Below are 22,152 nucleotides of genomic sequence, written 5' to 3'. Positions count from 1 at the left end.
GAGTGCGAACCACGGTGACCTGCGCCACCGCTGTTCGATAGAACACTCCGGAACGACGGCTACCTTGGCCGTAGATGCACGGCCTCTTGCCGAACCGCGCACACCTGCTGAGTGGGCGTATCTCCTCCACCAGGCGATCCGCGGGTCAGCCCATCGGACGCGCCCGCGGGTCCGCTCCTGATCCGACGACGCCGGAACATGACTGATGGGCCGGAGCAGCTTTTGCGCTCCGGCCCATCAGATGTGCTGTCGACCGTTCGGTCACACGACCTGCAGCGTCACCCGCGCATACCGGGTGAGCGGGAACTCCCCGTTGTCCGTGCCCTGCAGGATCACGGAGATGGTCTGGCCCGGTCGGGCGTCGGCCGGCACGGTCACCGTGGTCGATGACGAGGTGCCCCGACTGAAGGTCACCGAGCCGGCATATGTGCCCTCCTCGGCGTACTGCCACCACTTGACGGCGACTCGATCGCGATCGGGGTCGCTGGTGCTCCCGCGCAGGGCGAGTGTCTGCCCGGCCACCACGTTGATGGTGGGGCCGGCGGCAATGGTGACCCTGGGCGCGTGGTTCGCGTCTCGGTAACGCGGCGTCAGGCTCCACTGCACGCGAGCGGCGAAGTCATTCTGTACGGCCGCCTGCCAGCGGGCGGTGGTGTAGTTCTTGACCGCTGTCCCGTCGGCCCCGAGCTCGGTCGGCACCATGGTCCACAGGTTGGGGGACGTGGTGGTCTGGGTGGCGCGGCCGCCCCAGCTGCCCAGGAGCGGGTCGGCCGGATCTTCGATCCCCGTGTTCAACAGCGGGAGATAGGCGACATTGTCACCCTCGGACAGGAAGTCGTACTTGTTCTGGGGCGGGCACCACCCGGTTTTGGCGGCGACCGGGTCACCGAAGATGTCCAGCGGGTCACCCGGCATCGACTGGCCGTCCAGCCAGGACCGGTACAGCGAACCCAATGGACCGACCTGGATGTTCGCCTTGATCCATGCTCCCTGGAAGTACTTGCCGTCATCCGGAAGTCCGCGGAGGTTCCCGGCGCCCCGGTTGCAGTTGTAGCCCCAGGTGCTGTAGCCGGCGGAGAGCTGCTCGACCTTGAGCAGTGGCCACTTGACCGAGATGTAGTTGGCGTAGGTCTCGTCCTGGAAGCCGCTGGCCAGGATGACGGCCTTGTGGGTCACCTTCGCCTTGATGTCGGCCCACCGCGGAGACTTGGAGTACTGCTCGCTGATGGACTGCAGCGCCCGCGCGATCGTGTTAGTCCCTCCCCAGGCCTGGAGGTACAGGGGGCGGGGATCGTTGTCCAGCAACAGCTTCTTGATCAGATCCGAACCGGCCGTGTCGTGGTCCATCTCCCCCTCGAAGTCGATGTTGCCGACCTTGACCCTGGACAGCAGGCCGGACGGTGCCGGGTAGTCCGGGTCCTGCTTCTTCAGGTTCGGGTAGACCTTGGCGTACGCCGTGAGGACGTCGTTCTGGATCGTGCTGGTGCCGGTCCACCGCCAGGACGTCTGCGGCGTGGTGTATTCCCGGCCGGGCAGGAAGAACGGGGTGCCCTTGCCATCGCCGGCAAAGTGGTACCGGCTGCTGGTGTAGATGATGCCCTCGGTGTCCAGGTCGTTGGTGTAGAACAGGTACCGGATCAGCGAGGCCAGGTCGTCCTGCTCCATGTCGGTGGTCACGACCGTTCGAGGCTTCTTCGACTCGGAATGACCCGCGGGCGTGATCGACGCTGTCTCGCTGTGCGGACTGCGCGGAGCACTGGCACTCGCGTCGGCGCCTACCCCCAGCCCGATCGTGGTGGTGGCGAGAAGAAGGGCGGCGCTCAATTTCAAGCCGATCCCGCCCCTGTCGCGGAACTTCAACGTGGAACGCATGAGGTCCTCTCCGAACTGAATGTCCATTCAGCTCTGAATGAGTTCGGTCCATCTCAGTTTGTGTTGGCGCCCTGAACGAGTCAAGTACTGAATGGAAATGCCGAGATGGGGCAATTGGCTTTGAATGCGAAATGAAATGCCAAAAGGGCGGGGTCACACCGGATACCGGCGTGACCCCGCCCTCTGCGGTCGGGCAAGCCCGAAAGATCAGGAGGTGACGGCGAAGTTCTTGACCGTCTTGGCGTTGACCTTGTTCACCAGCACGCAGTCGACCGACTGCTTCTCGTCCTTCCCGGTGGAGCCGCTGGCGATGAACTTGTCGGCCTGCTGGACCGCCATCTGGGCGATCTGACTGGCCGGCTGGAGCACGGTGGCGTCGATGCCGCCCTTCAGGATGGACGCCACGACGTCGGGGCTTCCGTCGAAGCCGGTGACGATCACATTGGTCTTCCCGGCGGCGGCCAGAGCGGCCTCGGCCCCCAGCGCCATGGTGTCGTTACCGGCGATGATGCCCTTGATGTTGGGGTGGGCCTGCAGGATCGTCTGGGTCTTGGACAGGGCCTCGGCCTGGTCCCAGTTGGCCGACTGCTGCGCCACCATCTTCATATCGGAGTACTGGTCCAGGATCGAGTGGTAGCCCTGTGACCGGACACCGGCGTTGGTATCGGTGGCCTTCCCGGTCAGTTCGGCGTATTCACCCTTGCCGCCCATGGCGGTGGCGAACTCCTGGCCACCCAGGGCAGCACCCTGTGCATTGTTGGAGACGATCTGCGCGGCGGCGACCCCGGTCTTGTTGATCTCGCGGTCGATCAGGAACGACGGGATGCCGGCGTCCTTGGCCCGCTGCACGGCGGTGACGGTGACGTCGGCACCGGCGTTGTCGAGGATGATCGCCGCGGCCTTGCGGGAGATGGCCGTGTCGATCGCCTGGCTCTGCTTGGTCGGGTCGTCGTCGTGGCTGATCACCAATGTCTGATATCCGAGCTTGACGGCCTCGGCCTTGGCGGCATCCTGCTCTGCCTTGAAGAACACGTTGTCCGGGGACGGGGTGATGATGACGATCAGCTTGCCGGCGCCCCCGCCTCCGCCCGTGCCGGACCCCGACGCCGGGGCGCTCGAGGCGGCGGCGGCGGACGAACCGGGCGCACTCGAGGCCACGACCGGGGCGCTGGAGGCGGCGCTGGTCGTGGCCGCCGGTGCGGCCGAGGTGGCGGCCGAGGTGGCGGCGGCGGCCGAACTGGAGCCGGTCGCTGCGGTGCTACTGGAGCCGCAGGCCGCAGTGACGGTGAGCAGCGTGACTGCTCCGGCCGAATAGAGGACCTTTCGCCATGCGGTCGCCTTTGACGTGATCATGTGGAGGTTGACCTTTCCGGTGGGGGTGTTGCGGTGGGGGGAAGTGGGCAGATGTCGGTGCACGAACGTTCAAGCAGTGCGGGAGGAGAGCCGGCGCTGCAATTTCTGCTGGGCCTGCTCGGTGATGACGGCCAGAATGATGACGGCGCCCTTGACGACGGACTGCCAGAAAGTGGAAACGCCGACCAGAACCAGTCCGTCGGTGAGAAAGCCGATCACGAATGCGCCCATCACGGTCCCGATGATGGTGCCGCGGCCCCCGCTCAGCGCGGTGCCGCCCAGGACGGCGGCGGCGATGGCGTTGAGTTCGTACGTGGTGGCGGTGTCGGGGTAGGCGGCGCCCAGTTCGGACGTCAGCAGCAGTCCGGCCAGGGCGGCGCAGGCTCCGGAGATGACGTACACCGCGATCTTGATCCGCTTCGTGCGGATACCGGACAGCTCGGCCGCCCGTTCGTTGCCGCCGACCGCGAAAACCCTTCGGCCGAAGGGGGTCCGGGTGGTCACGATGATGGCGGCGGCAGCAACCACGACCATGATCCACACCGCGACCGGAATCCCGAGCCAGGAGTCGACACCAATGATGTGGAAGCCTTCGTTGCCGCGCGCCGACGTTCCGGACAAGTCGGGGAAGGTACCCCCGTTGCTGCGCAGTTGGGCGAAACCGCGGGCAACGTAGAGCATGCCGAGGGTGGTGATGAACGGTGCCACCCCGAATCGGGTGATGACCGTGCCGTTGAGCGCTCCGACCAGGGCACCGACGACGATGCCGATCAGGATCACCATCGCGGCGGAGAAGAAGATCTTCCCGTCGCCCAGCGACAGGCCGTTGAACAGGAGCCCGCCGGAGATCATGCTGGCGAATCCGGCGATGGACCCGACGGACAGATCGATGCCGCCGGTGAGGATGACGAACGTGACTCCGATGGCCAGGATGGCGTTGATCGAGACGTGCTTGGTCATGGTGATCAAGTTGCTCTGGCTCAGGTAGTCCGGGGACAACGCCCCGAAGATGATGACGAGCAGAACGAGAACGACGAGGGTCCGTCCGCGCACCAGCAGGAGGGCGATCTGTCCGGCGCTCATCTTCGGGCGCTGCCTCGGGGCCTTGGCTGCTGGGTCGGGCGGCGGGGCGCTCTTATCGACTTCGGCGTCGACACTCATTGGATTCCTTCCAGAACACTGTCGGAAGCCGAGGCGGCAACCAACTTCTCTTCGGTCACGTCTTCAGCCGAGAACTGCGCGGTCACACGACCCTTGGCCATCACGATCACGCGGTCGGCCATCGCGATGACTTCGGCCAGTTCGGAGGAGATGAACAGGACGCCGTAACCTTCGCGAGCCAGATCGGCCATGATCGTGGCGATCTGCGATTTCGCGCCGACGTCGACGCCCCGCGTCGGTTCGTCGAGCAGTAGTACGACCGGTTCGGTGAGCAGCGCGCGGGCGAGGACGACCTTCTGCTGATTGCCGCCGGACAGGGAGGTCACCGGAGCGTCGAGCCCGGGGATCCTGATGGTCAGATCCTTCACCTTCTGGGCGGCGATCTGGTGCACGTTGCCCGGGGGCAGGACGCCCCACTTCTTCAGCTTGCCCAGGACCGAGAGCACCACGTTGTCCTTGACCGACATCACCTGGACCAGACCGTCGCGCTGCCGATCCTCGGGAACCAGGGCCAAGCCGGCTCGCAGCCGGCTCTGGACGGTTCCCTCGGTTTCCAGCTGACCTTTGATCCGGACCTCACCGGCGGCGGCTTCCCGGGTGCCCATCAGGCATTCCATGAGCTCGGTCCGTCCGGCTCCCATCAGGCCGTAGATTCCGACGATCTCGCCGGCGGCGACGGTCAGGGAGACGTCGTCCACCAGGGGCCGCACCGGGCCGGGTGCGGTGAGGTGGGAGACGTCCAGGATGACCTCACCGGGCGCTACGCCACTGCGGCTGAACAGGCTATTGGGGTCCCGGCCGACCATCTGCCGGACGATCCAGGCAGTGTCCGTCCGGGTCATCGATTCCGACGCGACCAGGTTGCCGTCCCGGAAGACCGTGACGTAGTCCCCGATTCGGCGGAATTCGTCCAGTTTGTGCGAGATGTAGATGATCGTGACGTCCTGCTTGCGGAGGTCCTCCATCACCCCGAACAGGACATCCACCTCGTGGTTGGACAGGGCCGAAGTCGGCTCGTCCATGATCAGGATGCGCACGTCCTCCAGGAGGACCTTTCCGATCTCGACCAACTGCTGCTGGCCGATCGGCAGGTCGGAGACCAGGGTGTTCGGATTCAGGTTCTGGCCGAGTCGGGCCAGCACCGCGCGGGCCTGGCTGCGTTCCCGGTTGAAGTCGACGAAGCGGCGACCTTTGCGTGGTTCCCGTCCGGCGAACATGTTCTCGGCGATGGACATGTTCGGAAACAGGCTGAGTTCCTGGTGGATGATGCCGATGCCGAGGGCCTGCGCCTCGCGGGGGCTGCCCAGGCTGACCGGTTCACCCTCGATCAAGATCCGCCCGGTGGTCGGTTCCACCGACCCGGAAAGGATCTTCATGAGGGTCGATTTGCCGGCACCGTTCTCGCCGACCAGGACGTTCACCTTGCCGCGGTAGGCCTTGAAGTTCACGTCCTTGAGGGCCATGACACCGCCGTAGTTCTTGCTGACGTTCTCGGCCACCAACAGGACGTCGTCCGGCGTCGGCGGCCCCACCGGGTCGGCCGAAGTCATGACGAGACCGCCAGTTTCGTCGGCACGATGCTGATGCTGGTCGGTGACAGCAAGGTGAAGACACCGTCGAAGGCGACGGTCTTGCCGACCGCGAGGCTGCTCTTGACCGGTGCCACCACATCCTTCTTGACGCGGTTGTTCAGCTGCGTGCCGACGTTCTGGTAGTCGATCTGGTTGGTGAATTCGCTGAAGGTGATCCCGACCGCATCGCGCAGAGCGGTGCCGATGATGACCGGTCCGGTCACGATCTGGACGTCCTGCCCGCCGACCGACACGGTGACCGGTCCGTTCGGGTTCGTCGCGTCGAGCTTGGTGACCTTGCCGCTGCCTTTGATCAGGAAGGTGGGAGAGCCGCCGGTGGCCGTGGCCGCCACCCCGTACTTGGTGGCGGCGGCTGCCTTGTCGGCCTTGATCGCCGGGAGCAGGGTCGCGGCGTCGACCGCCTTCTGCTCGACCGTTGTCACCACTTTGCTGGACCAGATGCCGTCTACGTAGGTGGTGGCGTCGAAGGCGCCGGCGCCGCTGGTGCCCTGCCCATTTGATTCGTAGGTCCACAGACCAGGCATGCTGCATCCCGCCAGGAACACCACGGCGGCGGCCAGGAGCACAATCATCCGGACGCGGCGCTGAATAGCTAATCGACATTGATTGAACACGCACCCATCATGCAGGGGTCGGCGAGCGTCGTCAATAGGCAGTGTTCAGCTGCCGGACGGCTGAGCGCCACACGGACTCCACCGGCCGCCCCCGGGTCGGCCCCGGCCGATCGAGGTCCGGCCGTCATGACCTCCCGACCGCCGCTGATGCGCATTGGTGTTGCCCGGCAGGTACTTCGATGCAGGACGAAGGACTTCCGTTGACAGTCGGTCAGTGGCCCCCTAGTCTCTGACTAGTCAGTCGTGACTGAATGACTATTCGACGTTGGGCCCTTCCGGCTTAGCGTGGAACCAGGGACATCCGGCCGTGCTCACCAGACCTGAGACGAGACGGCCCAGTCCGGCTGACCGATCACCGGTCCGGGTCGTCGCGCCATGCGCCGATTCGGCCAAATGGTGCAGCCGCGCAGCCGGTCTGGGCCCAGCTCCGTCAATGGAAGGACAGCAATGAGTACCCTGACCGTGGATTCCGCTTCGGCGGACGCCTTCCTCGCGTCGCGTCGAGGGCTGGGCGAGACCAGCCGCGACCGGATCGTCACCGCGCTGCGGGACCTTGCCCGCGCCGTGCGCTCCAGCGACGTGCAGATGATCAACCGCGCCCAGCTCGGCCATATCGGCGGGGACTTCTCCGTCGCGGACATCCTGGCCACCCTCTACGGGGCCGTGCTCAACATCGACCCGCACCATCCCACCGATCCCGAACGCGACCGGTTCATCCTGTCCAAGGGCCACAGTGCCGGCGCTCTGTACTCCACCCTGGCCCACTGCGGGTTCTTCCCGCTCGACGAACTGGAAACCTTCGCCCAACCGCTCTCGGCCCTCAACGGCCATCCCAACCGGGTCAAGGTTCCCGGCGTGGAGACCAACACCGGGCCCCTTGGCCACGGATTCCCGGTGGCCGTCGGCCACGCGCTGGCCGCGAAGCTGCAGGGTTCGGCCCGTCGCACTTTCGTGGTGATGGGTGACGGCGAACTGCAGGAGGGCAGCAACTGGGAAGCCGCGATGACTGCCTCGCACTATCACCTGTCGTCGTTGACCGCGGTGGTCGACCGGAACCGCCTGCAGCAGGGCGCTCGCACCGAGGACACCAAGCAGCTCGAACCGCTGTCGGACAAGTGGACCAGTTTCGGGTTCGAGGTCCGCGAGATCGACGGGCACGACTACGACCAGCTACTGACGGCGTTCGAACCGTCGACCACCGCCCGGCCGGTGGTCGTCATCGCCAACACCGTCAAGGGAAAGGGCGTGTCCTTCATCGAGGACCGCGTCGAATGGCACCACAAGGTACCCACCACCGAACAGGTCGAAGCCGCACTCGAGGAGCTGAACCGATGACCGCCGCCGTGCAGGTCCCCACCTTCGATTGCCGCAAGGCATTCGCCGAGGAGCTCATCGCCCTCGCTCGCGAGGACGACCGGATCGTCGCCGTCTGCAACGATTCGGTCGGGTCCAGCAACCTCACCGGGTTCCGGGACGAGTTCCCGGACCGGCTCATCAACGTCGGCATCGCCGAGCAGGACCTGGTCGGCGTCGGCGCCGGCCTGGCCAACGGCGGGATGATCCCGTTCGTCTCCGCCGCCGCCCCGTTCCTCACCGGGCGGGCCCTGGAACAGATCAAGGCCGACATCGCCTACAGCCGGGCCAAGGTCGTGCTCTGCGGGCAGTCCCCCGGGATGGCCTACGGCGAACTCGGCCCGACCCACCACTCCATCGAGGACCTGTCCTGGATCCGGGCCGTGGCCGACCTCCCGATCGTCGTGCCCGCAGATCCGGCGCAGACGCGCGCGGCCGTCCGCTGGGCGGCTTACCACTCCGGGCCCAGCTACCTGCGGATCGGACGGTTCCCCGTGCCGGCCGTGCACGCAGACGACACCGTCTTCGAACCAGGCCGGATCAACCAACTGACCGACGGCGTCGACATCACCGTGGTCGCCACCGGAACCATGGTCTCGCGAGCCCTGGAGGCAGCCGAAACCCTTCGGGCCGAGGGTATCTCGCTTCGCGTGCTGAACGTGTCGTTCATCGAGCCGCTGGACACCGAGGCGATCCTGCGGGCGGCCGAGGAGACCGCGGGGGTGATCACCGCTGAGGAGGCCACGTCCACCGGCGGTCTGGGCGCCGCAGTGGCCAGCCTGCTGTCCCAGCACCGACCGACCCCGATGCGGATCCTCGGCATCGATCGCCAGTTCGCGCCGACGGGAAGCACCGAGTTCCTGCTGGACTACTTTGGGCTCAATGCCGCCGGCATCGCGAGCGCCGCAAGGGAGCTATCCGCACGATGAGCCAGGACAACCTTGTGCTCGCGGTCGACCAAGGTTCAGGTTCCACGAAGGCGCTGCTGGTCTCGTCCAGCGGCGCCGTCGTGGCATCTGCGTCCGTTCCGGTCGCCAGCACCTACCCGCGGCCGGGGTGGGTGGAGCAGTCGCCCGCCGAGATCCTGGACAGCGTCCGGGGCGTCGTCGCCCGGATCATGCAGGGGCACGACCCGTCCGCTGTCGTCGCGGTGGGGTTCTCCACCCAGCGCGAATCACTGCTCCTCTGGGACCGCCGGACCGGCCACCCGATCAGCCCGTTGATCAGTTGGCAGGACCAACGCAGCGCCGGGCAGTGCCAGGTCCTCGCCGAGGCCGGACACGCCGACCTGGTGCGCAGCCGGTCCGGACTGCCGCTGGACCCGATGTTCTCGGCCACCAAGGCGACCTGGCTGCTCGACGCCTACGATCCGGACCGGTCCAACAGCCGAGCCGGACGCCTGTGTCTGGGCACCGTGGACTCCTGGCTGATCAGCCGATTCGGTGCGCAGCACCTGATCGAGGTCGGGAATGCCTCGCGCACCCAGCTGCTCGACATCCACACCGGGAAATGGGACGAGGACCTGCTGACCTTGTTCGGTGTGCCGGCCCAGGTTCTCGGTGAGGTCGTGGCCTCGACCGGACCGTTTCCCACCGCCCGAGGCCTTGACCCGCTCCGCGCCGACACCCCCATCACGGCCGTCCTCGGTGACTCCCATGCCGCCCTGTTCGCCCACGCCGGCTGGAACCCGGGCACGGTCAAGGCGACGTACGGCACCGGGTCCTCGGTCATGGGCCTGTGCCCGCCCGGCGCCACGGTGAGTCCCGGGCTGTGTCTCACCATCGCCTGGGACACCGGGGCGGGCCCGAACCTGGCGATGGAGGGCAACATCCGCTCCAGCGGCGCCACGCTGAACTGGCTGTCGCGGCTGTTCGGGCAATCGCCGGCCGCCCTGGCCGCGCTGGCCGATACCGCCACCAGCGACGGTGTGCACATCGTCCCCGCTTTCAACGGGCTCGGCGCGCCGTACTGGGACCGCGATGCGGTCGGACTGCTCTCCGGACTGACCCTGGGCACCGAGCTGCCCCAGATCGCCCGCGCCGCATTGGAATCCGTCGCGTTCCAGGTCGAGGACGTGGTCGCCGCGATCGACCGCTCCGGGGTGCCGGTGAGCCTGCTGCTCGCCGACGGCGGTGCCTCCGGCAATCCGGTCCTGATGCAGTTGCAGGCCGATACCAGCGGCCGTCTGGTGGCCCGGGCGGCCGACGCGGATCTGTCCTCGTTGGGCGCCGCACACCTGGCCGGGCGCCAGGTCGGTCTGTGGTCCACCGACGACCTGCAGCGGCTGCCCCGCAAGCGTCAGACCTTCGTTCCGTCCGTGTCGGCCGACGAGCGAGAGAGCCGCCAGCGCGGCTGGTCCACGGCCGTGCTGCGGTCGCGACCACCGGTACTCCGCTGACCGGGACGGGCCGGCCGATCCCGATCGAGCCCCTTCGTCCGGCTCGCTTGTTGAATAGATAGTCAGTACCATGTGGAACGACAACCGGCCCGGTGTGGACCGGTGAGACGAGGCGTCAATGGCCGGCACAACGCCGGGCGACGGGAGCGGTTCGACCAGATGACCAACCCACACACTCCCCGTGCCCGCGCCGGCCGAGAGCCCGAACCCGACCAGCTGCGCCTGTTGGGCAAGGTCGCCCGCATGTACTACGAGCGGGGCATCCGCCAGCCGCAGATCGCGGCCGAGCTGAGCCTCTCCCAGCCCCGGGTGTCCCGTCTGCTGCGGCAGGCCACCGAGGTCGGCATCGTGCGGACCGTGGTGACGATGCCGCCGGGTACGTACACCGAACTCGAGGACGCCATCCAGGAGCGATACGGGATGCGTGACGTGGTCGTGGTCGACGCGTCCGGTGCCGGTGATGCGGTTCTGCCCGCCCTGGGTGCAGCCACCGCCGACTACCTGGACGTCACCCTCACCGGTGGCCATGTCATCGGGGTGTCGTCCTGGAGCGAGTCGCTGATCGCGGCGGTCGACGTCATGCGGCCCAAGAACATCACCGTGGTCGACAAGGTGGTCCAGATCGTCGGCGGCCTCGGCGATCCCGCCGTTCAGATGCAGGCCACCCGACTCACCGGGCGCCTGGCCGATCTCACCGGCGGCACCCCGGTCTTCCTGTCCGCGCCTGGTCTGGTCGGTAGCCCGGCCATCCGCAAGGCCCTGATGCGCGATCCCTCGGTGAAAGAGGTGACGGAACTGTGGTCCCGGCTCACCGTGGCCCTGGTCGGCATCGGCAGCCTGGAACCGTCGCCGCTGCTGCAGCGCAGCGGAAACGCGCTGGCCGAGACCGAACAGGAAGAACTCCGTTCCCTCGGCGCGGTGGGCGACGTGTGCTTCCGCTATTTCGACGCCGACGGAAAGTCGGTGTCCTCCAATCTCGATCAGCGACTCATCGGCATCACGCCACGGGAATTGATGCAGATTCCCCGACGCATCGGAGTGGCCGGAGGCAGCCGGAAATTCTCGGCCATCCGGGCGGCACTGCGCGGCGGCTGGGTCAACGTGCTGATCACCGATCTTGAGATGGCCCGGCGCCTCGTCGCCGAAGACTGACCGGCACCCGAGACCGGTTGCCGCACAGGCAGAGCGGCGCGAGCCGGCAGCCGTAGGACAATCCCAACGGCCGCCGACCCGGTGACCATTGGCTCAGTACGAGGTGTACAGCGCCTTCTGGGCCAGGCGCAGAGCGCCGATCGCGTCGTGGTTGTCCTGGGCCTCCTGCATCGCCGCGAAGTCCAGCTTGCCCAGCGCCCGTTGAACCGTCTTGAGGAAGTCGATGGCACTGGTGGCCGCGGCGACCGAATCCTCCCGGAACGGGAACTGGTCGAGCTGCCACACTCCCTTCCAATTGTTCTTCTCCAGCGTGTAGAAGAACTCGAAAAGCTCGATGGGGTGGACGGTTCCGGCGATCATGTCGTCGTCCCACTGGCGGAGGTTGTCGTTGACATCCATTCCGAACAGCCGGCCGTAGTCGATGGCCAACTGGGCCGAATCGGCGGGCGACTCGCCACCGAACAGGGCGTGGCCGAAGTCCAGCAGAATGCCGACGTTCGGCAACCCGATCTTTTCGATGCCCAGCAACGTGCGGGCCACGGAGCTGTAGCTCATGTGTACCCGCGGTTCCCTCGGCTTGTACTCGATGGCGAATTTCAGGTCGGGATTCTCCGAGGCCAACGCCGCCACCCCGTCCATGGAGTTCTTCCACAGCGCACCGTGATCGACCTGGAACGGGTAGTCCCAGCCGTCCTGGCCCGGCCACAGCTTCACGTAGTCGGCGCCGAAGTAGCGGACCACGTCCGCCGCCTCGGTGATCAATTCGTGGGCGAGGCGGCGCACCCCCGGGTCCGGGTTGGTGAACGATCCCTTGGCGAACACCCGGGTGTAGATCTCCGGAGTGATACCGACGACGCTCAGGTTCGCCGCATCGAGTTCGGCCTTGACCTGCTCCCGGGTGAAGTCACCGCCGAAGAACGGATAGTTCAGATCGACCACCGACAGATCCTCGACCTGGCCGGCCAACTTGATGGCGTCCAGGATGCTCCGCGGCTCCCCGTAGCCGTCGGTCGCGTAACGGTCGACGTACGTGGCGAAGTGCCAGATGCCTGCGCCGAACAGCTGCTGATCGTTGCTCACCGTTGAAGCCCTTCTCGATCGTGGTCCGCCGCGCCGCGACCGGCCGTCGATGGTCGGAAGGGTCGTCACCGAAAACGGTGAATGGCTATTCGCTACGGACTCGCTAGTCGATTCTAGGGCGCTGACGTCAAAATCTCAATGACGGGGCGGACTTTCTACCCTCGGGACGGTTCCGCAGAGAGCAATCCATCGCGGTGCGCTGCGCGGCTGGCGCCGACTAGGTGGACAGGGGCACGTAGTCCAGGATGGTGAGGCCGTAACCGACAATGCCGGCCCGGCGGGTCGGGTGGTTGGTGAGCAGACGCATCGACCGGACCCCCAGGTCGGCCAGAACCTGCGCGCCGGATCCATATTCCCGTTCGTCAGCCGGCGCCTCGAGCGCCGGCAGCGGAACGTCCACCCCGGTGTCCTGGAGTTCGTAGGCCTGCAGCTTCTCCAGCAATCCCACCCCGCGGCCCTCGTGTCCGCGGATGTACAGCAGTACCCCGCGCCCCTCGGCGGCGATCGTCTCCAGAGCGGCGGTGAGCTGTGCGTGGTGGTTGCACCGCAGGGAGTGGAAGACGTCTCCCGTGACGCACTCGGAGTGCACGCGGACCAGAAGGTCGGTGCCGTCCCCGATTTCGCCGTAGACCAGGGCGATCAACTCGCGACCGGTCACGATGCTGCGGTACCCGTGCACGATGAATCGGCCCTGGGCCATCGGCAGCGAGGTCACGGCGACCTTCTCGATCTGCCGCTCGTGCTCGAGCCGGTGGGCGATCAACTGCGCGATCGAGATCAGCGCCAGGTCGTGGTCGTCGCAGAACACCCGCAGTTCGTCCAGGCGAGCCATCTCCAGCGGATCCTTCTCGCTGACGATCTCGCAGAGCACGCCCGCCGGGCGCAGACCGGCCATCACGGCCAGATCGGTGGCGGCCTCGGTGTGGCCCGGGCGGACCAGGACACCGCCGTCGCGGGACCGCAACGGCACGACGTGGCCGGGCCGGCTGAAGTCCTCGGCCCGGGCGTCCGGATCGGCCAGCAGGCGGATCGTTCGGGCCCGGTCCTGGGCCGAGATGCCGGTGGTCTCGACGTTCTTCGCGTCGACGGTCACGGTGTAGGCGGTGCCGCGGGGGTCCTGGTTGACCCGCGACATGGGGGGCAGATCGAGCCGGTCGGCCTCTTCCTCGGTCACCGGCACGCAGATGTAACCCGAGGTGAAACGCACGGTGAAGGCGACCACCTCCGGCGTGGCCAGCTCAGCCGCGAAGATCAGGTCTCCCTCGTTCTCACGGCCCTCGTCGTCGACCACCACCACCGGGCGCCCGGAGGCGATCTCGGCCACGGCGAACTCGACGCTGTCGAGCTTCGCGTTCGGCCGACCGCGGGGCACCTCGTGCCGGCGAGCGGGCAACTCGATACCCGAGGTTCTCGACGGCACGGGCATCGGAGTTCTCCATCTGTCAGGATCTGCTGGTCTGGACGGGCGCGCGGTGGAGCGACTTCATCATCCCACGCGGGGCGGAGCCATCACCGGGCTGACCTACTCGTGCATTCGGCTCCCGCCCCTTGTTTCCAGCTCAGAGGATCGCCATGCCCTCGAGCGGGGATGAAGCGTGGGCATGCGAGCGGCGCGGGATGCGCCCGGCGAGGTGGGCCTGCCGGCCGGCCGTGACGGCGTTGGCCATTGCACTGGCCATCATCGCCGGGTTCTGGGCGCGGGTCACCGCGGAGGCGAGAAGGACCGCGTCGCACCCGAGTTCCATGGCCAGCGCGGCATCGGAGGCGGTGCCGATTCCCGCGTCCAGGATCACCGGGACGGTGGCCTCCGCGACGATGACCTCGATGTTGTGCGGGTTGCTGATACCCAGGCCGCTGCCGATCGGGGAGCCGAGCGGCATCACCGCCGCGCAGCCGGCCTGTTGCAAGCGCCGGGCCAGGATCGGGTCGTCATTGGTGTACGGCAGGACGGTGAACCCGCGGGCGACGAGTTGCTCGGCCGCGTCGAGCAACTCGAAAGGGTCCGGCAGCAGGGTGGTCTCGTCGGCGACGACTTCCAGTTTCACCCAGCTGGTCTCCAGGGCCTCACGGGCCAGTTCGGCCGTGGTGACCGCTTCCCGGGCGGTGCGGCAGCCGGCCGTGTTCGGCAGGATCCGCACTCCGAGGCGGTCCAGCACGTCCACCAGGGAACCACCGGTCGCGGCATCGGTGCGGCGCATCGACACCGTGCACATGGCGGTCCCGGATGCGGTGATGATCTCGTCGATGACCTGCATGCTGGGTGCGCCGCCGGTGCCGAGGATGAACCGGGAACCGAGCGTGGTCCCGGCGATCGAGAACGGCTGGTCCCAGCTTCCGTGGTCAGCCACCCTGCATCGCCGTGATCAGCTCGACGGCTTCCCCGTGCCGGAGGACCCGAGTCGCCCACTGCGAGCGGGGCACCACGACTCCGCCAACGGCGGCGGCCTTTCCGCGGTCGCTCTCCCCCTCCCGGTGCAGGATCGCGTACAGGGTGACGTCATCCGGGACGGCGCGGTCAACGCCGTTGATGGTGAGGGTCATGCGGGAACCTCCGCAGGTCGGTGGGTGTCGGGATGGGTAGAGAACCGGTCCGGCCGGAACGGCAGGAGTTCGATTGGCAGGGTGCCGTTCGTGATCAGGTCGGCGACGCCGTCGGCGGTCACCGGTGTGAGCAGCACACCGTTGCGGTAGTGCCCGGTCGCGAACACCAGACCCTCGATCCTGCTGGGCCCGATCATCGGGGCGTTGTCCGGCGAGCCAGGGCGCAGGCTGGTGCTGACGTCCTCCAGGTGGGCTTCGGCCACGATCGGCAGCAGCGACTGGGCGTCGCGTAGCAGCTCGTACACGGCGCCGGCCCGAGGCGTCAGACCGAACCCGGTCTCCTCGCTGGATGCCCCCACCACCAGCTCCCCGTCCTCGCGGGGGACGAGGTAGACCGGCGAGCCGCGCACCGTTCCACGGACCACCCGTCCCAGGACCTCGCCACTGGGAAGTCGGAGCCGCAACGTCTGCCCCTTTACCGGCCGCACCCGGGGCATCAATTCCGGGGGCACCCCGTCGACCTGCCGGGACCAGGCGCCGGCGGCCAGCACGGTGATCCCGGCGGGGGCGACCGTACCGTCGGCGAGGACGACACCGGCGACGCGGCCACGGGGCGACCAGACGGCGGTGACCCGCTCGGTGACGACCCGGCCGCCGGCGGCCGAGAACGCCGCGCGGAGCGCGGCGTGCAATTTTCGGTTGTTCACCTGGTGATCGTCGGGAGCGATGATGCCGCCGGGCAGGCCTGGGCTCAGCAACGGCGACTCGCGGCGCAGCTCCCGTCCCGTCAACACCTCTACCGGATGCCCCAGCGATTTCGCGAACACCGCCAGGTCCCGCAGCGATGCGAGGTCGGCGGCGTCCCAGGCGGCGACCACGGAGCCGGTGAGCCGGTAACCGACGTCCATTCCGGCCGCCGACTGCAGTTCCTCGACAAACTCGGGATACCGCTGGGCCGACAACAGATTGAGCGCGAACAGGGACTGCTCGCCGTACCGCAGCTCCGTGACGGGTGCGAGCATTCCCGCCGCGGTCCATGAGGCGCCGGATCCGGGCGCCGGGTCGAAGACGGTCACCGCCAGGCCGCGCTGCGCGCAGCGCCAGGCAATTCCCAGGCCGATCAGGCCGCCACCGATCACCGCGACGTCCACAGCGTTCCCGGGTGCAGGCGACGCGGCGTCGGTCATCGGGGTGTGCGCCTTCCGCGTCGGGCGAGCGCGCACGTCCGCGGAACTCCCTGACCGGCATTGCCCGGATCAGATCGGACGGTCGGCCGCTCGCAGCAGCCCTCTCAGCCCGGTACTCCGAGCTCCCGTGAAAGCGCCACTCTAACCCGCCAGGGGCACCCGCCCACGGAAGGGCTCGGGGACATGAGACTGAGATGCGCTTGTCGTAATGTGGCGCGAATGCCTGATCCCCGTTCCGCGCTCGCCGACGCCCGGCTGTACCTGTGTACTGATTCCCGTTCCGAGAGAGGCGACTTCGCCGAGTTCCTGGACGCCGTTCTCGGCGCCGGGGTGGACATCGTTCAACTCCGGGAGAAGGGTTTGGAGGCGCGGGCCGAGCTCGCCCTGCTGGAGATCGTCGCCGACGCCGCCCGCCGCCACGGGAAGCTGTTCGCGGTGAACGACCGGGCCGACATCGCGCTGGCCTCGAAGGCCGACGTCCTGCACCTCGGGCAGGACGATCTTCCTGTGTCAGTCGCCCGCCGCATCGTCGGACCGGACGTGGTCATCGGGCGGTCGACCCACACCCCCGAGCAGCTCGACGCCGCTCACACCGAACCGGCGGTGGACTACTACTGCGCCGGTCCGACGTGGGCTACCCCCACCAAACCGGGACGGCCCGGAACCGGTCTCGGATTCCTCGATCACGCCCGCACCCGGGCCGGGCGGCCCTGGTTCGCCATCGGCGGGATCAACACGCTGGAGCGACTCGACCAGGTGATCGCGCACGGTGCCCGCCGGGTCGTCGTGGTCCGGATGATCACCGACGCCGAAGACCCAGCGGCCGCAGCCGCGGCAGCCGCCGCACGACTTCGTGAGATCGACTGAGAGCCGATCTCGCGGCCATCCAGGGTCAGGCTTCCCTGGCCGCGAATTGGCCTCGAACCCGTGGCGCTCGACGCCGCCGGGCGAACTCGGGCCGTGACCTGCAGGTCACCACCATCGCAGCGGCACCGCCGGCGGCGATCACGCGCTGCTCGATTCGCCCCTGACCTGCAGATTCAGCCCCCATCGGCGCATCGGCTACCCTGAACAAGCTCTCGGAGCCGCCCTGGCGGCCGCAACGCCCACCGGAGCACCAAGGACCGACCGGAGCCAGTGCACGGGCCACCGAAGTTGATCATGACTTCGGATTGTCCGCCACAGAACCAGCCGGTCCTGAGGGCCTCTAGCTCAATTGGCAGAGCAGCGGACTTTTAATCCGCGGGTTGTGGGTTCGAGTCCCACGGGGCCCACGTGTAACCAGGTCAGAGGGCGTCGGATCGAGACATACTTCCTGGGACCGTGAACGGCCGAAGATTCGCGGGGCGAGTCGAGCAGGCCGCCTGTCGGAATCCCTCGGCGCCAGCCGGGGTTGGACCAGACATGACAGCCACCATCCCCGAGCGGTACCTCCGCTTCTTGGAAGACCCGAACTACGGCAACCTGGGCACCATCCGGCCCGACGACACGGTGCAGGTCAACCCGATGTGGTTCCTCTACGACGGCGAGCACCTCCGGTTCACCCACACCACGAAGCGGGCCAAGTTCCGCAACCTGCAGCACAACCCGTCGATGAGCCTGTCCGTCTCCGATCCGGAGAACCCTTACGACTTCATCGAACTGCGCGGGAAGCTGGTCGAGGTGGTCCCCGACCCGACGGGCGCGTTCTACGTGACCCTCGGGAAGCGCTACGGCAACCCCGATCAGCAGCCGCCGCCGGACCGCGCCGACCGCGTCATCCTGGTGATGAGCATCGAGAAGGTCGCCGTCAAGTAGCTCTCAGCCGCGGACCGTGTAGCGGAGCCGGACATCCGGCCCGAACCGGTCGACGGCCACCAACTCGGCGCGATGGGCCGCGGTCAACGTGTCGACGGCGCTGCCGTCGAGCAGGCTGCGGCCGGCGCCGAGGAGCAACGGGGCGATGTAGACCACCACCTCGTCGACCAGGCCGGCGTCCAGCATCGACGTGGCGAGCCGGGGGCCGCCCTCGAGCAGGACGTGCCGGCGCCCGCGCCGATAGAGCTCACTCAGGACGGCACCGACGTCGACCCGACGCCCGTGGCCGAACTCGGCGGCGGTGGCGATCAGCGTCTCGGCGTCGTCGTTGCGGACCCGGGCGTCGGACGGGGTCCGTCCGGGTGAGTCGATGACGACCCGAAGTGGTTGGCGTCCAACCAGTTCGCCGTCGGCATCCCGCACCGTGAGGAGCGGATCGTCGGCCAGGACGGTGCCCACCCCGACCATCATGGTGTCGACCTCGCCGCGGAGGCGATGGACGTCGGCCCGTGACTCCGGCGAGGTGATCCATCGGCTGGTGCCGTCGGCGGCCGCGACGCGGGCGTCGATCGTCATCCCGGCCTTGAAGGTGACGAAAGCCCGTCGCTTGCGGGTGGCGGTCAGCCAGACCCGGTTGACGTCCTCGGCCGGCGAATCCGTATCGCCGACCTCGTGCACCTCGACGCCGGCCGCCCGCAGGACGTCGACGCCGCCGGCCGCTGCCGGCCACGGGTCCCGAACGGCGACGATCACCTTGGCCACACCGGCCGCGATGAGGGCCTGGGAACAAGGGCCCGTGCGCCCGGTGTGGTTGCACGGCTCCAGGGTGACGACCGCCGTCGCCCCGCGAGCGGCGTCGCCGGCATCGGCCAGGGCGACCACCTCCGCGTGCGGGCCGCCGGCTCGCTGATGCCAGCCCCGGCCGACGATCTGGCCGGACGGAGACAGCAGGACGCACCCCACCACCGGGTTCGGCAACACCGTCCCGGCTCCGCGCGCTGCGAGTTCGACCGCCAGCTCGAGTGCCTGCCTCTCCGCTTCGTTCACACCCGCGAGTGTGCCGCACGTGCGGCCCGCGGGATCAGCCGACGCGGTCACGAACGTCGTCAATCCGGATGTCGACCGGAAGTCGGGCCGAGCGGCCCGGAGAGGTCAGTTGAACTGGAACGACCGCTTGGCCATGCCGTACCAGAAGCCGTCGACCTCGCTGGTGGCGTCGACACCGGATTCCGACCCCGCACCGAGAGCCACGAACAGCGGGGCGAAATGCTCCGTGCGGGGGTGCGCGCGCAGCGCGGCCGGCGCCCGGCGCTGGAAATCCAGCACCGCGTCGATGTCCCCGCCCTCGACGGCTTCCTTGGCCCAGGCATCGAATTCCCGACCCCACTGCGGGGCGGCACCGGACACGTCACCGAAGACCGCCTCCCGCAGATTGTGCGTGGTGAACCCGGACCCGATGATCAGCACACCTTCGTCCCGGAGCGGGGCCAACGTGCGGCCCAGCTCGAACAGCTGCACCGGGTCCAGGGTCGGCATCGACACCTGCAGCACGGGCACGTCGGCCTCCGGGAACATTTCCACCAGCGGCACGTAGGCCCCGTGGTCGAGGCCGCGGTTCGGGTCCTGGTAGACCGGATTGCCCGGCTGGGCAACCAGTTTCGCGACATCCTGGGCCAGCTCCGGCGCGCCCGGCGCCTTGTACTCGACCTCGTAGTAGTGCTGGGGAAATCCACCGAAGTCGTAGGTCAGCGGAACCTGCTCGGTCGCGCCGACGGTGAGCGGCGCCGATTCCCAGTGCGCCGAGACGACCAGGATCGACGACGGCCGGGGCAGATCCTTGCCCCAGCGCCGCAGTTCGCCGGTCCATGTGGCGTCGTCGGCGAGCGGCGGCGCCCCGTGCGAGACGTACAGGACGGGCATGCGGGCGGCGACGGGATCGGTCATGAACCCAGAGTATCCAGATTTATATGAGCGTTCAAGTACCTTCCCGCTACACTGATCCGGTGCGCGACAATCCCTGGCTCAATTCCGAGCAGCAGCAGACCTGGCGGGCCTACCTGGCGATGACGGCCGCGCTCAACGCCCGGATCGAGCGGGACCTGCAACAGGCGGCCGGGATGCCCCACGCGTACTACCTGATCCTGGCCATGCTGTCCGAGGCGCCGGGCCGCTCGTTGCGGATGCACCAACTGGCCGATGTCGTGCAGGCCTCGCAATCTCGGCTCTCCCACGCCGTGGCGCGGCTGGAGGACTACGGATGGGTTCGCCGCGAACCGGCCCCGGGCGACAAGCGCGGGCAGCTCGCGGTGCTCACCGAAGCGGGACACACCCGCTTGGTCGAGGTGGCCCCCAGTCACGCGGAGACGGTGCGCTCCACCATGTTCGACCCGCTGTCGGACGCCCAGCTGGCCGACTTCCGCGAGATCTGCGAAACCGTCCTGTCCCAGATGAAGGACGACTAACCGAGCCGAAGGCTCTTGACGTCCAGGCGGCGCAGTACGCGGTCCGCGGCGTCCGGGTCGACGCCCGGCTCCCCCCGCACCTTGAGCACCTCCGCCCGCGCCGCCGACAGCGCCCGTCCTTCCAGGTCCACCATCAGTCGACGTTGCTCCTGCACCTCGGCGTACACCTCGCGATACCGGTCGAACTCGTCGTCACCGGCCACCCGGGCAGTCATCAAGGCCGTCCCGAGGCGGACGAACTCCTTCACCCGGTCCGATGTGCCGGGAGGAAGATCGTTGTCCTGCAACGCATTCATCACCGCAGCCCGGGCCCGGTCGGCGATCGGCCGCTCGGCCGCATCCTCGGCGTCGGCGTCGTCGGCGATCCCCAGCGCCTTGACCAACGCCGGGAGGGTGAAGGCCGGAATCAACAGGGTCACCACCAGGACCGAGCATGCGATCACCACGATCTCGGTGCGCGCGGGAAACACCGCGCCCTCGAAGACGGTGGCCGGAAGGGCCAGCGCGAGGGCCAGGGTGGCCAGCCCCCGCATCCCGCACCAGGTCAGGATCATCACCTCACGAAGGTTGCGGGGGGACCGATCCGGATCCTCGGACCGGGCGATCGTCTGGAGCGCCACCGTCAACCAGACCGCCCGCACCGCAACCACCACGCCGCACACGAGCGCCGCGTGCCCGAGCATGTGCGGTAGCTGCCGGCCCGCCTCCCTGATCACCGATCGCAGCTCGACCCCGATCAGACCGAAGGCCACGCCGGTGACGACCAGCTCGACCACACTCCAGAACGCCTCACCGGTCAGCCGATCCTCGATGGCGTCCGCCTGCTGACTGCTTCCGAGGGCAAGGGCAGCCACGACCACCGCGATGACCCCGGACGCACGGGCCTCGTCGGCCGCCAGGTACACGGCGAACGGGAGGATGAGGGTCAGGGCATTCCGCCCGGCCACGTCCTGGATCCGGTCGGTCAGGCGGCGGACCAACCAGGCGGTGACCCACCCGATGACCGCCGCCGCCACCACACCGTAGACGAATCGCCACGCCACCGATCCGTTGAGACCGCCGCCGCGGCTGGTCATCAGGGCGGCCAGGGCGGTCTGGAACACCACCAGCGAGGTAGCGTCATTGAACAGACCCTCGGTCTGCAGCACCCCCACCAGCCGGCGCGGTATCCGCAGTGGCCCGGCGACGGCGTCGACGGCCACCGGATCGGGCGGAGCCACCGCCGCTCCGAGGGCGATGGCGGCCGTCAGCGTGATACCCGGAACCAATGCGACCGCCGTCGCGGCGACCGCCGTGATGGTGACCGCGACCAACGCGATGGCCAGACCCAAGATCGATCGCCATCGCGCCCGGAACAGCGAGAGGGACGTGCGCTGAGCGGTGGCGAACAGCAAGGGCGGCAGGAACAACGGCAGGATCAACTCGGGATCGATCGCTATCCGCGACACCGCCGGGATGAAGGCCACACCGGCCGACACCACCACCATCAGGGCCGGCCAGGGCAGACGGACCCGACGGCCGACACCGACCAGGACGACGGTGATGACGGTCAGGGCGACAACCAAGAGCAACGTGGCCATGGGGCACTCA

Annotated in this window: 20 protein-coding genes and 1 tRNA gene; 8 read left to right on the top strand and 13 right to left on the bottom strand. The window is 68.0% G+C overall.

Features of this window, described 5'->3' with window-relative positions; all coding sequences use genetic code 11:
* Positions 1–261 precede the first annotated feature (261 nt).
* The 5 genes from BLS97_RS11575 to BLS97_RS11550 form a co-directional block, all read right to left on the bottom strand.
* Positions 262–1,872 (bottom strand): DUF1593 domain-containing protein, encoded by a 1,611-nt coding sequence (locus BLS97_RS11575; RefSeq protein WP_157695372.1) that lies wholly within the window; start codon positions 1,870–1,872, stop codon positions 262–264.
* A gap of 207 nt (positions 1,873–2,079) precedes the next feature.
* Positions 2,080–3,225 carry a D-ribose ABC transporter substrate-binding protein gene (locus BLS97_RS11570; RefSeq protein ID WP_197676135.1) on the bottom strand — a complete coding sequence of 382 codons (1,146 nt, stop codon included), beginning with the start codon at positions 3,223–3,225 and terminating at the stop codon, positions 2,080–2,082.
* Between the two features lie 69 nt (positions 3,226–3,294).
* Positions 3,295–4,308, bottom strand: a complete 1,014-nt coding sequence (locus BLS97_RS11560; RefSeq protein ID WP_090476098.1) for an ABC transporter permease — start codon at positions 4,306–4,308, stop codon at positions 3,295–3,297.
* A 74-nt stretch (positions 4,309–4,382) separates the two neighbouring features.
* The gene (locus tag BLS97_RS11555; protein ID WP_090476097.1) at positions 4,383–5,936 is read right to left on the bottom strand and encodes a sugar ABC transporter ATP-binding protein; all 1,554 of its coding nucleotides are present in this window, start codon (positions 5,934–5,936) and stop codon (positions 4,383–4,385) included.
* On the bottom strand, positions 5,933–6,550 hold the full coding sequence (locus tag BLS97_RS11550) for a DUF2291 family protein (protein WP_090476096.1): 618 nt from the start codon (positions 6,548–6,550) through the stop codon (positions 5,933–5,935). The genes BLS97_RS11555 and BLS97_RS11550 overlap by 4 nt, the downstream gene beginning before the upstream one ends.
* A 489-nt stretch (positions 6,551–7,039) precedes the next feature.
* On the opposite strand from BLS97_RS11550, the gene BLS97_RS11545 reads away from it, so the two are divergent.
* The 4 genes from BLS97_RS11545 to BLS97_RS11530 all read left to right on the top strand — a co-directional run bounded on the left by BLS97_RS11545 (position 7,040) and on the right by BLS97_RS11530 (position 11,495).
* Complete coding sequence (locus BLS97_RS11545) at positions 7,040–7,927, top strand: transketolase (RefSeq protein ID WP_090476095.1); 888 nt, start codon at positions 7,040–7,042, stop codon at positions 7,925–7,927.
* Positions 7,924–8,874, top strand: a complete 951-nt coding sequence (locus BLS97_RS11540; protein WP_090476094.1) for a transketolase family protein — start codon at positions 7,924–7,926, stop codon at positions 8,872–8,874. The genes BLS97_RS11545 and BLS97_RS11540 overlap by 4 nt, the downstream gene beginning before the upstream one ends.
* Entirely contained in the window at positions 8,871–10,343 is a 1,473-nt protein-coding gene (locus tag BLS97_RS11535; protein WP_090476093.1) for an FGGY-family carbohydrate kinase, read from the top strand. Before BLS97_RS11540 ends, BLS97_RS11535 begins: the two co-directional genes overlap by 4 nt.
* A 159-nt stretch (positions 10,344–10,502) precedes the next feature.
* On the top strand, positions 10,503–11,495 hold the full coding sequence (locus BLS97_RS11530; RefSeq protein WP_090476092.1) for a sugar-binding transcriptional regulator: 993 nt from the start codon (positions 10,503–10,505) through the stop codon (positions 11,493–11,495).
* A gap of 93 nt (positions 11,496–11,588) precedes the next feature.
* Here BLS97_RS11530 and BLS97_RS11525 read toward each other — a convergent pair whose 3' ends face one another.
* From BLS97_RS11525 to thiO, 5 genes are all read right to left on the bottom strand, one after another.
* Positions 11,589–12,575 (bottom strand): sugar phosphate isomerase/epimerase family protein, encoded by a 987-nt coding sequence (locus tag BLS97_RS11525; protein ID WP_090476091.1) that lies wholly within the window; start codon positions 12,573–12,575, stop codon positions 11,589–11,591.
* A gap of 217 nt (positions 12,576–12,792) precedes the next feature.
* A complete protein-coding gene (ribB, locus tag BLS97_RS11520; RefSeq protein ID WP_090476090.1) occupies positions 12,793–14,001 on the bottom strand; it encodes a 3,4-dihydroxy-2-butanone-4-phosphate synthase in 1,209 nt (402 codons plus the stop codon).
* A 133-nt stretch (positions 14,002–14,134) separates the two neighbouring features.
* Complete coding sequence (locus BLS97_RS11515; protein WP_090476089.1) at positions 14,135–14,923, bottom strand: thiazole synthase; 789 nt, start codon at positions 14,921–14,923, stop codon at positions 14,135–14,137.
* Positions 14,916–15,116, bottom strand: a complete 201-nt coding sequence (gene thiS / locus BLS97_RS11510) for a sulfur carrier protein ThiS (RefSeq protein WP_090476088.1) — start codon at positions 15,114–15,116, stop codon at positions 14,916–14,918. The genes BLS97_RS11515 and thiS overlap by 8 nt, the downstream gene beginning before the upstream one ends.
* On the bottom strand, positions 15,113–16,303 hold the full coding sequence (thiO, locus tag BLS97_RS11505; RefSeq protein WP_090476087.1) for a glycine oxidase ThiO: 1,191 nt from the start codon (positions 16,301–16,303) through the stop codon (positions 15,113–15,115). Before thiO ends, thiS begins: the two co-directional genes overlap by 4 nt.
* Before the next feature lie 219 nt (positions 16,304–16,522).
* Here thiO and thiE point away from each other — a divergent pair, with 219 nt between their 5' ends.
* From thiE to BLS97_RS11490, 3 genes are all read left to right on the top strand, one after another.
* The gene (thiE, locus tag BLS97_RS11500) at positions 16,523–17,170 is read left to right on the top strand and encodes a thiamine phosphate synthase (RefSeq protein WP_090476086.1); all 648 of its coding nucleotides are present in this window, start codon (positions 16,523–16,525) and stop codon (positions 17,168–17,170) included.
* Positions 17,171–17,504: 334 nt separating this feature from the next.
* Positions 17,505–17,577: transfer RNA gene (locus BLS97_RS11495), tRNA-Lys, on the top strand.
* A gap of 130 nt (positions 17,578–17,707) precedes the next feature.
* On the top strand, positions 17,708–18,100 hold the full coding sequence (locus BLS97_RS11490; RefSeq protein WP_090476085.1) for a PPOX class F420-dependent oxidoreductase: 393 nt from the start codon (positions 17,708–17,710) through the stop codon (positions 18,098–18,100).
* Positions 18,101–18,103: 3 nt separating this feature from the next.
* Here BLS97_RS11490 and ribD read toward each other — a convergent pair whose 3' ends face one another.
* Positions 18,104–19,147, bottom strand: a complete 1,044-nt coding sequence (gene ribD, locus BLS97_RS11485; protein WP_197676133.1) for a bifunctional diaminohydroxyphosphoribosylaminopyrimidine deaminase/5-amino-6-(5-phosphoribosylamino)uracil reductase RibD — start codon at positions 19,145–19,147, stop codon at positions 18,104–18,106.
* Between the two features lie 105 nt (positions 19,148–19,252).
* On the bottom strand, positions 19,253–20,044 hold the full coding sequence (locus tag BLS97_RS11480; RefSeq protein ID WP_090476084.1) for a dioxygenase family protein: 792 nt from the start codon (positions 20,042–20,044) through the stop codon (positions 19,253–19,255).
* 59 nt (positions 20,045–20,103) lie between these two features.
* Between BLS97_RS11480 and BLS97_RS11475 the strand changes: the two genes are divergently transcribed.
* A complete protein-coding gene (locus BLS97_RS11475) occupies positions 20,104–20,562 on the top strand; it encodes a MarR family winged helix-turn-helix transcriptional regulator (protein WP_197676132.1) in 459 nt (152 codons plus the stop codon).
* Here the strand turns inward: BLS97_RS11475 and BLS97_RS11470 are convergent.
* On the bottom strand, positions 20,559–22,142 hold the full coding sequence (locus BLS97_RS11470; RefSeq protein WP_090476082.1) for a Na+/H+ antiporter: 1,584 nt from the start codon (positions 22,140–22,142) through the stop codon (positions 20,559–20,561). The genes BLS97_RS11475 and BLS97_RS11470 overlap by 4 nt on opposite strands.
* Positions 22,143–22,152: the final 10 nt, after the last annotated feature.

Origin of the sequence: Nakamurella panacisegetis (genome assembly GCF_900104535.1) — a bacterium.
In the GTDB taxonomy this organism is placed as follows: domain Bacteria; phylum Actinomycetota; class Actinomycetes; order Mycobacteriales; family Nakamurellaceae; genus Nakamurella; species Nakamurella panacisegetis.
This window is presented reverse-complemented; position numbering and strand designations above follow the sequence as displayed.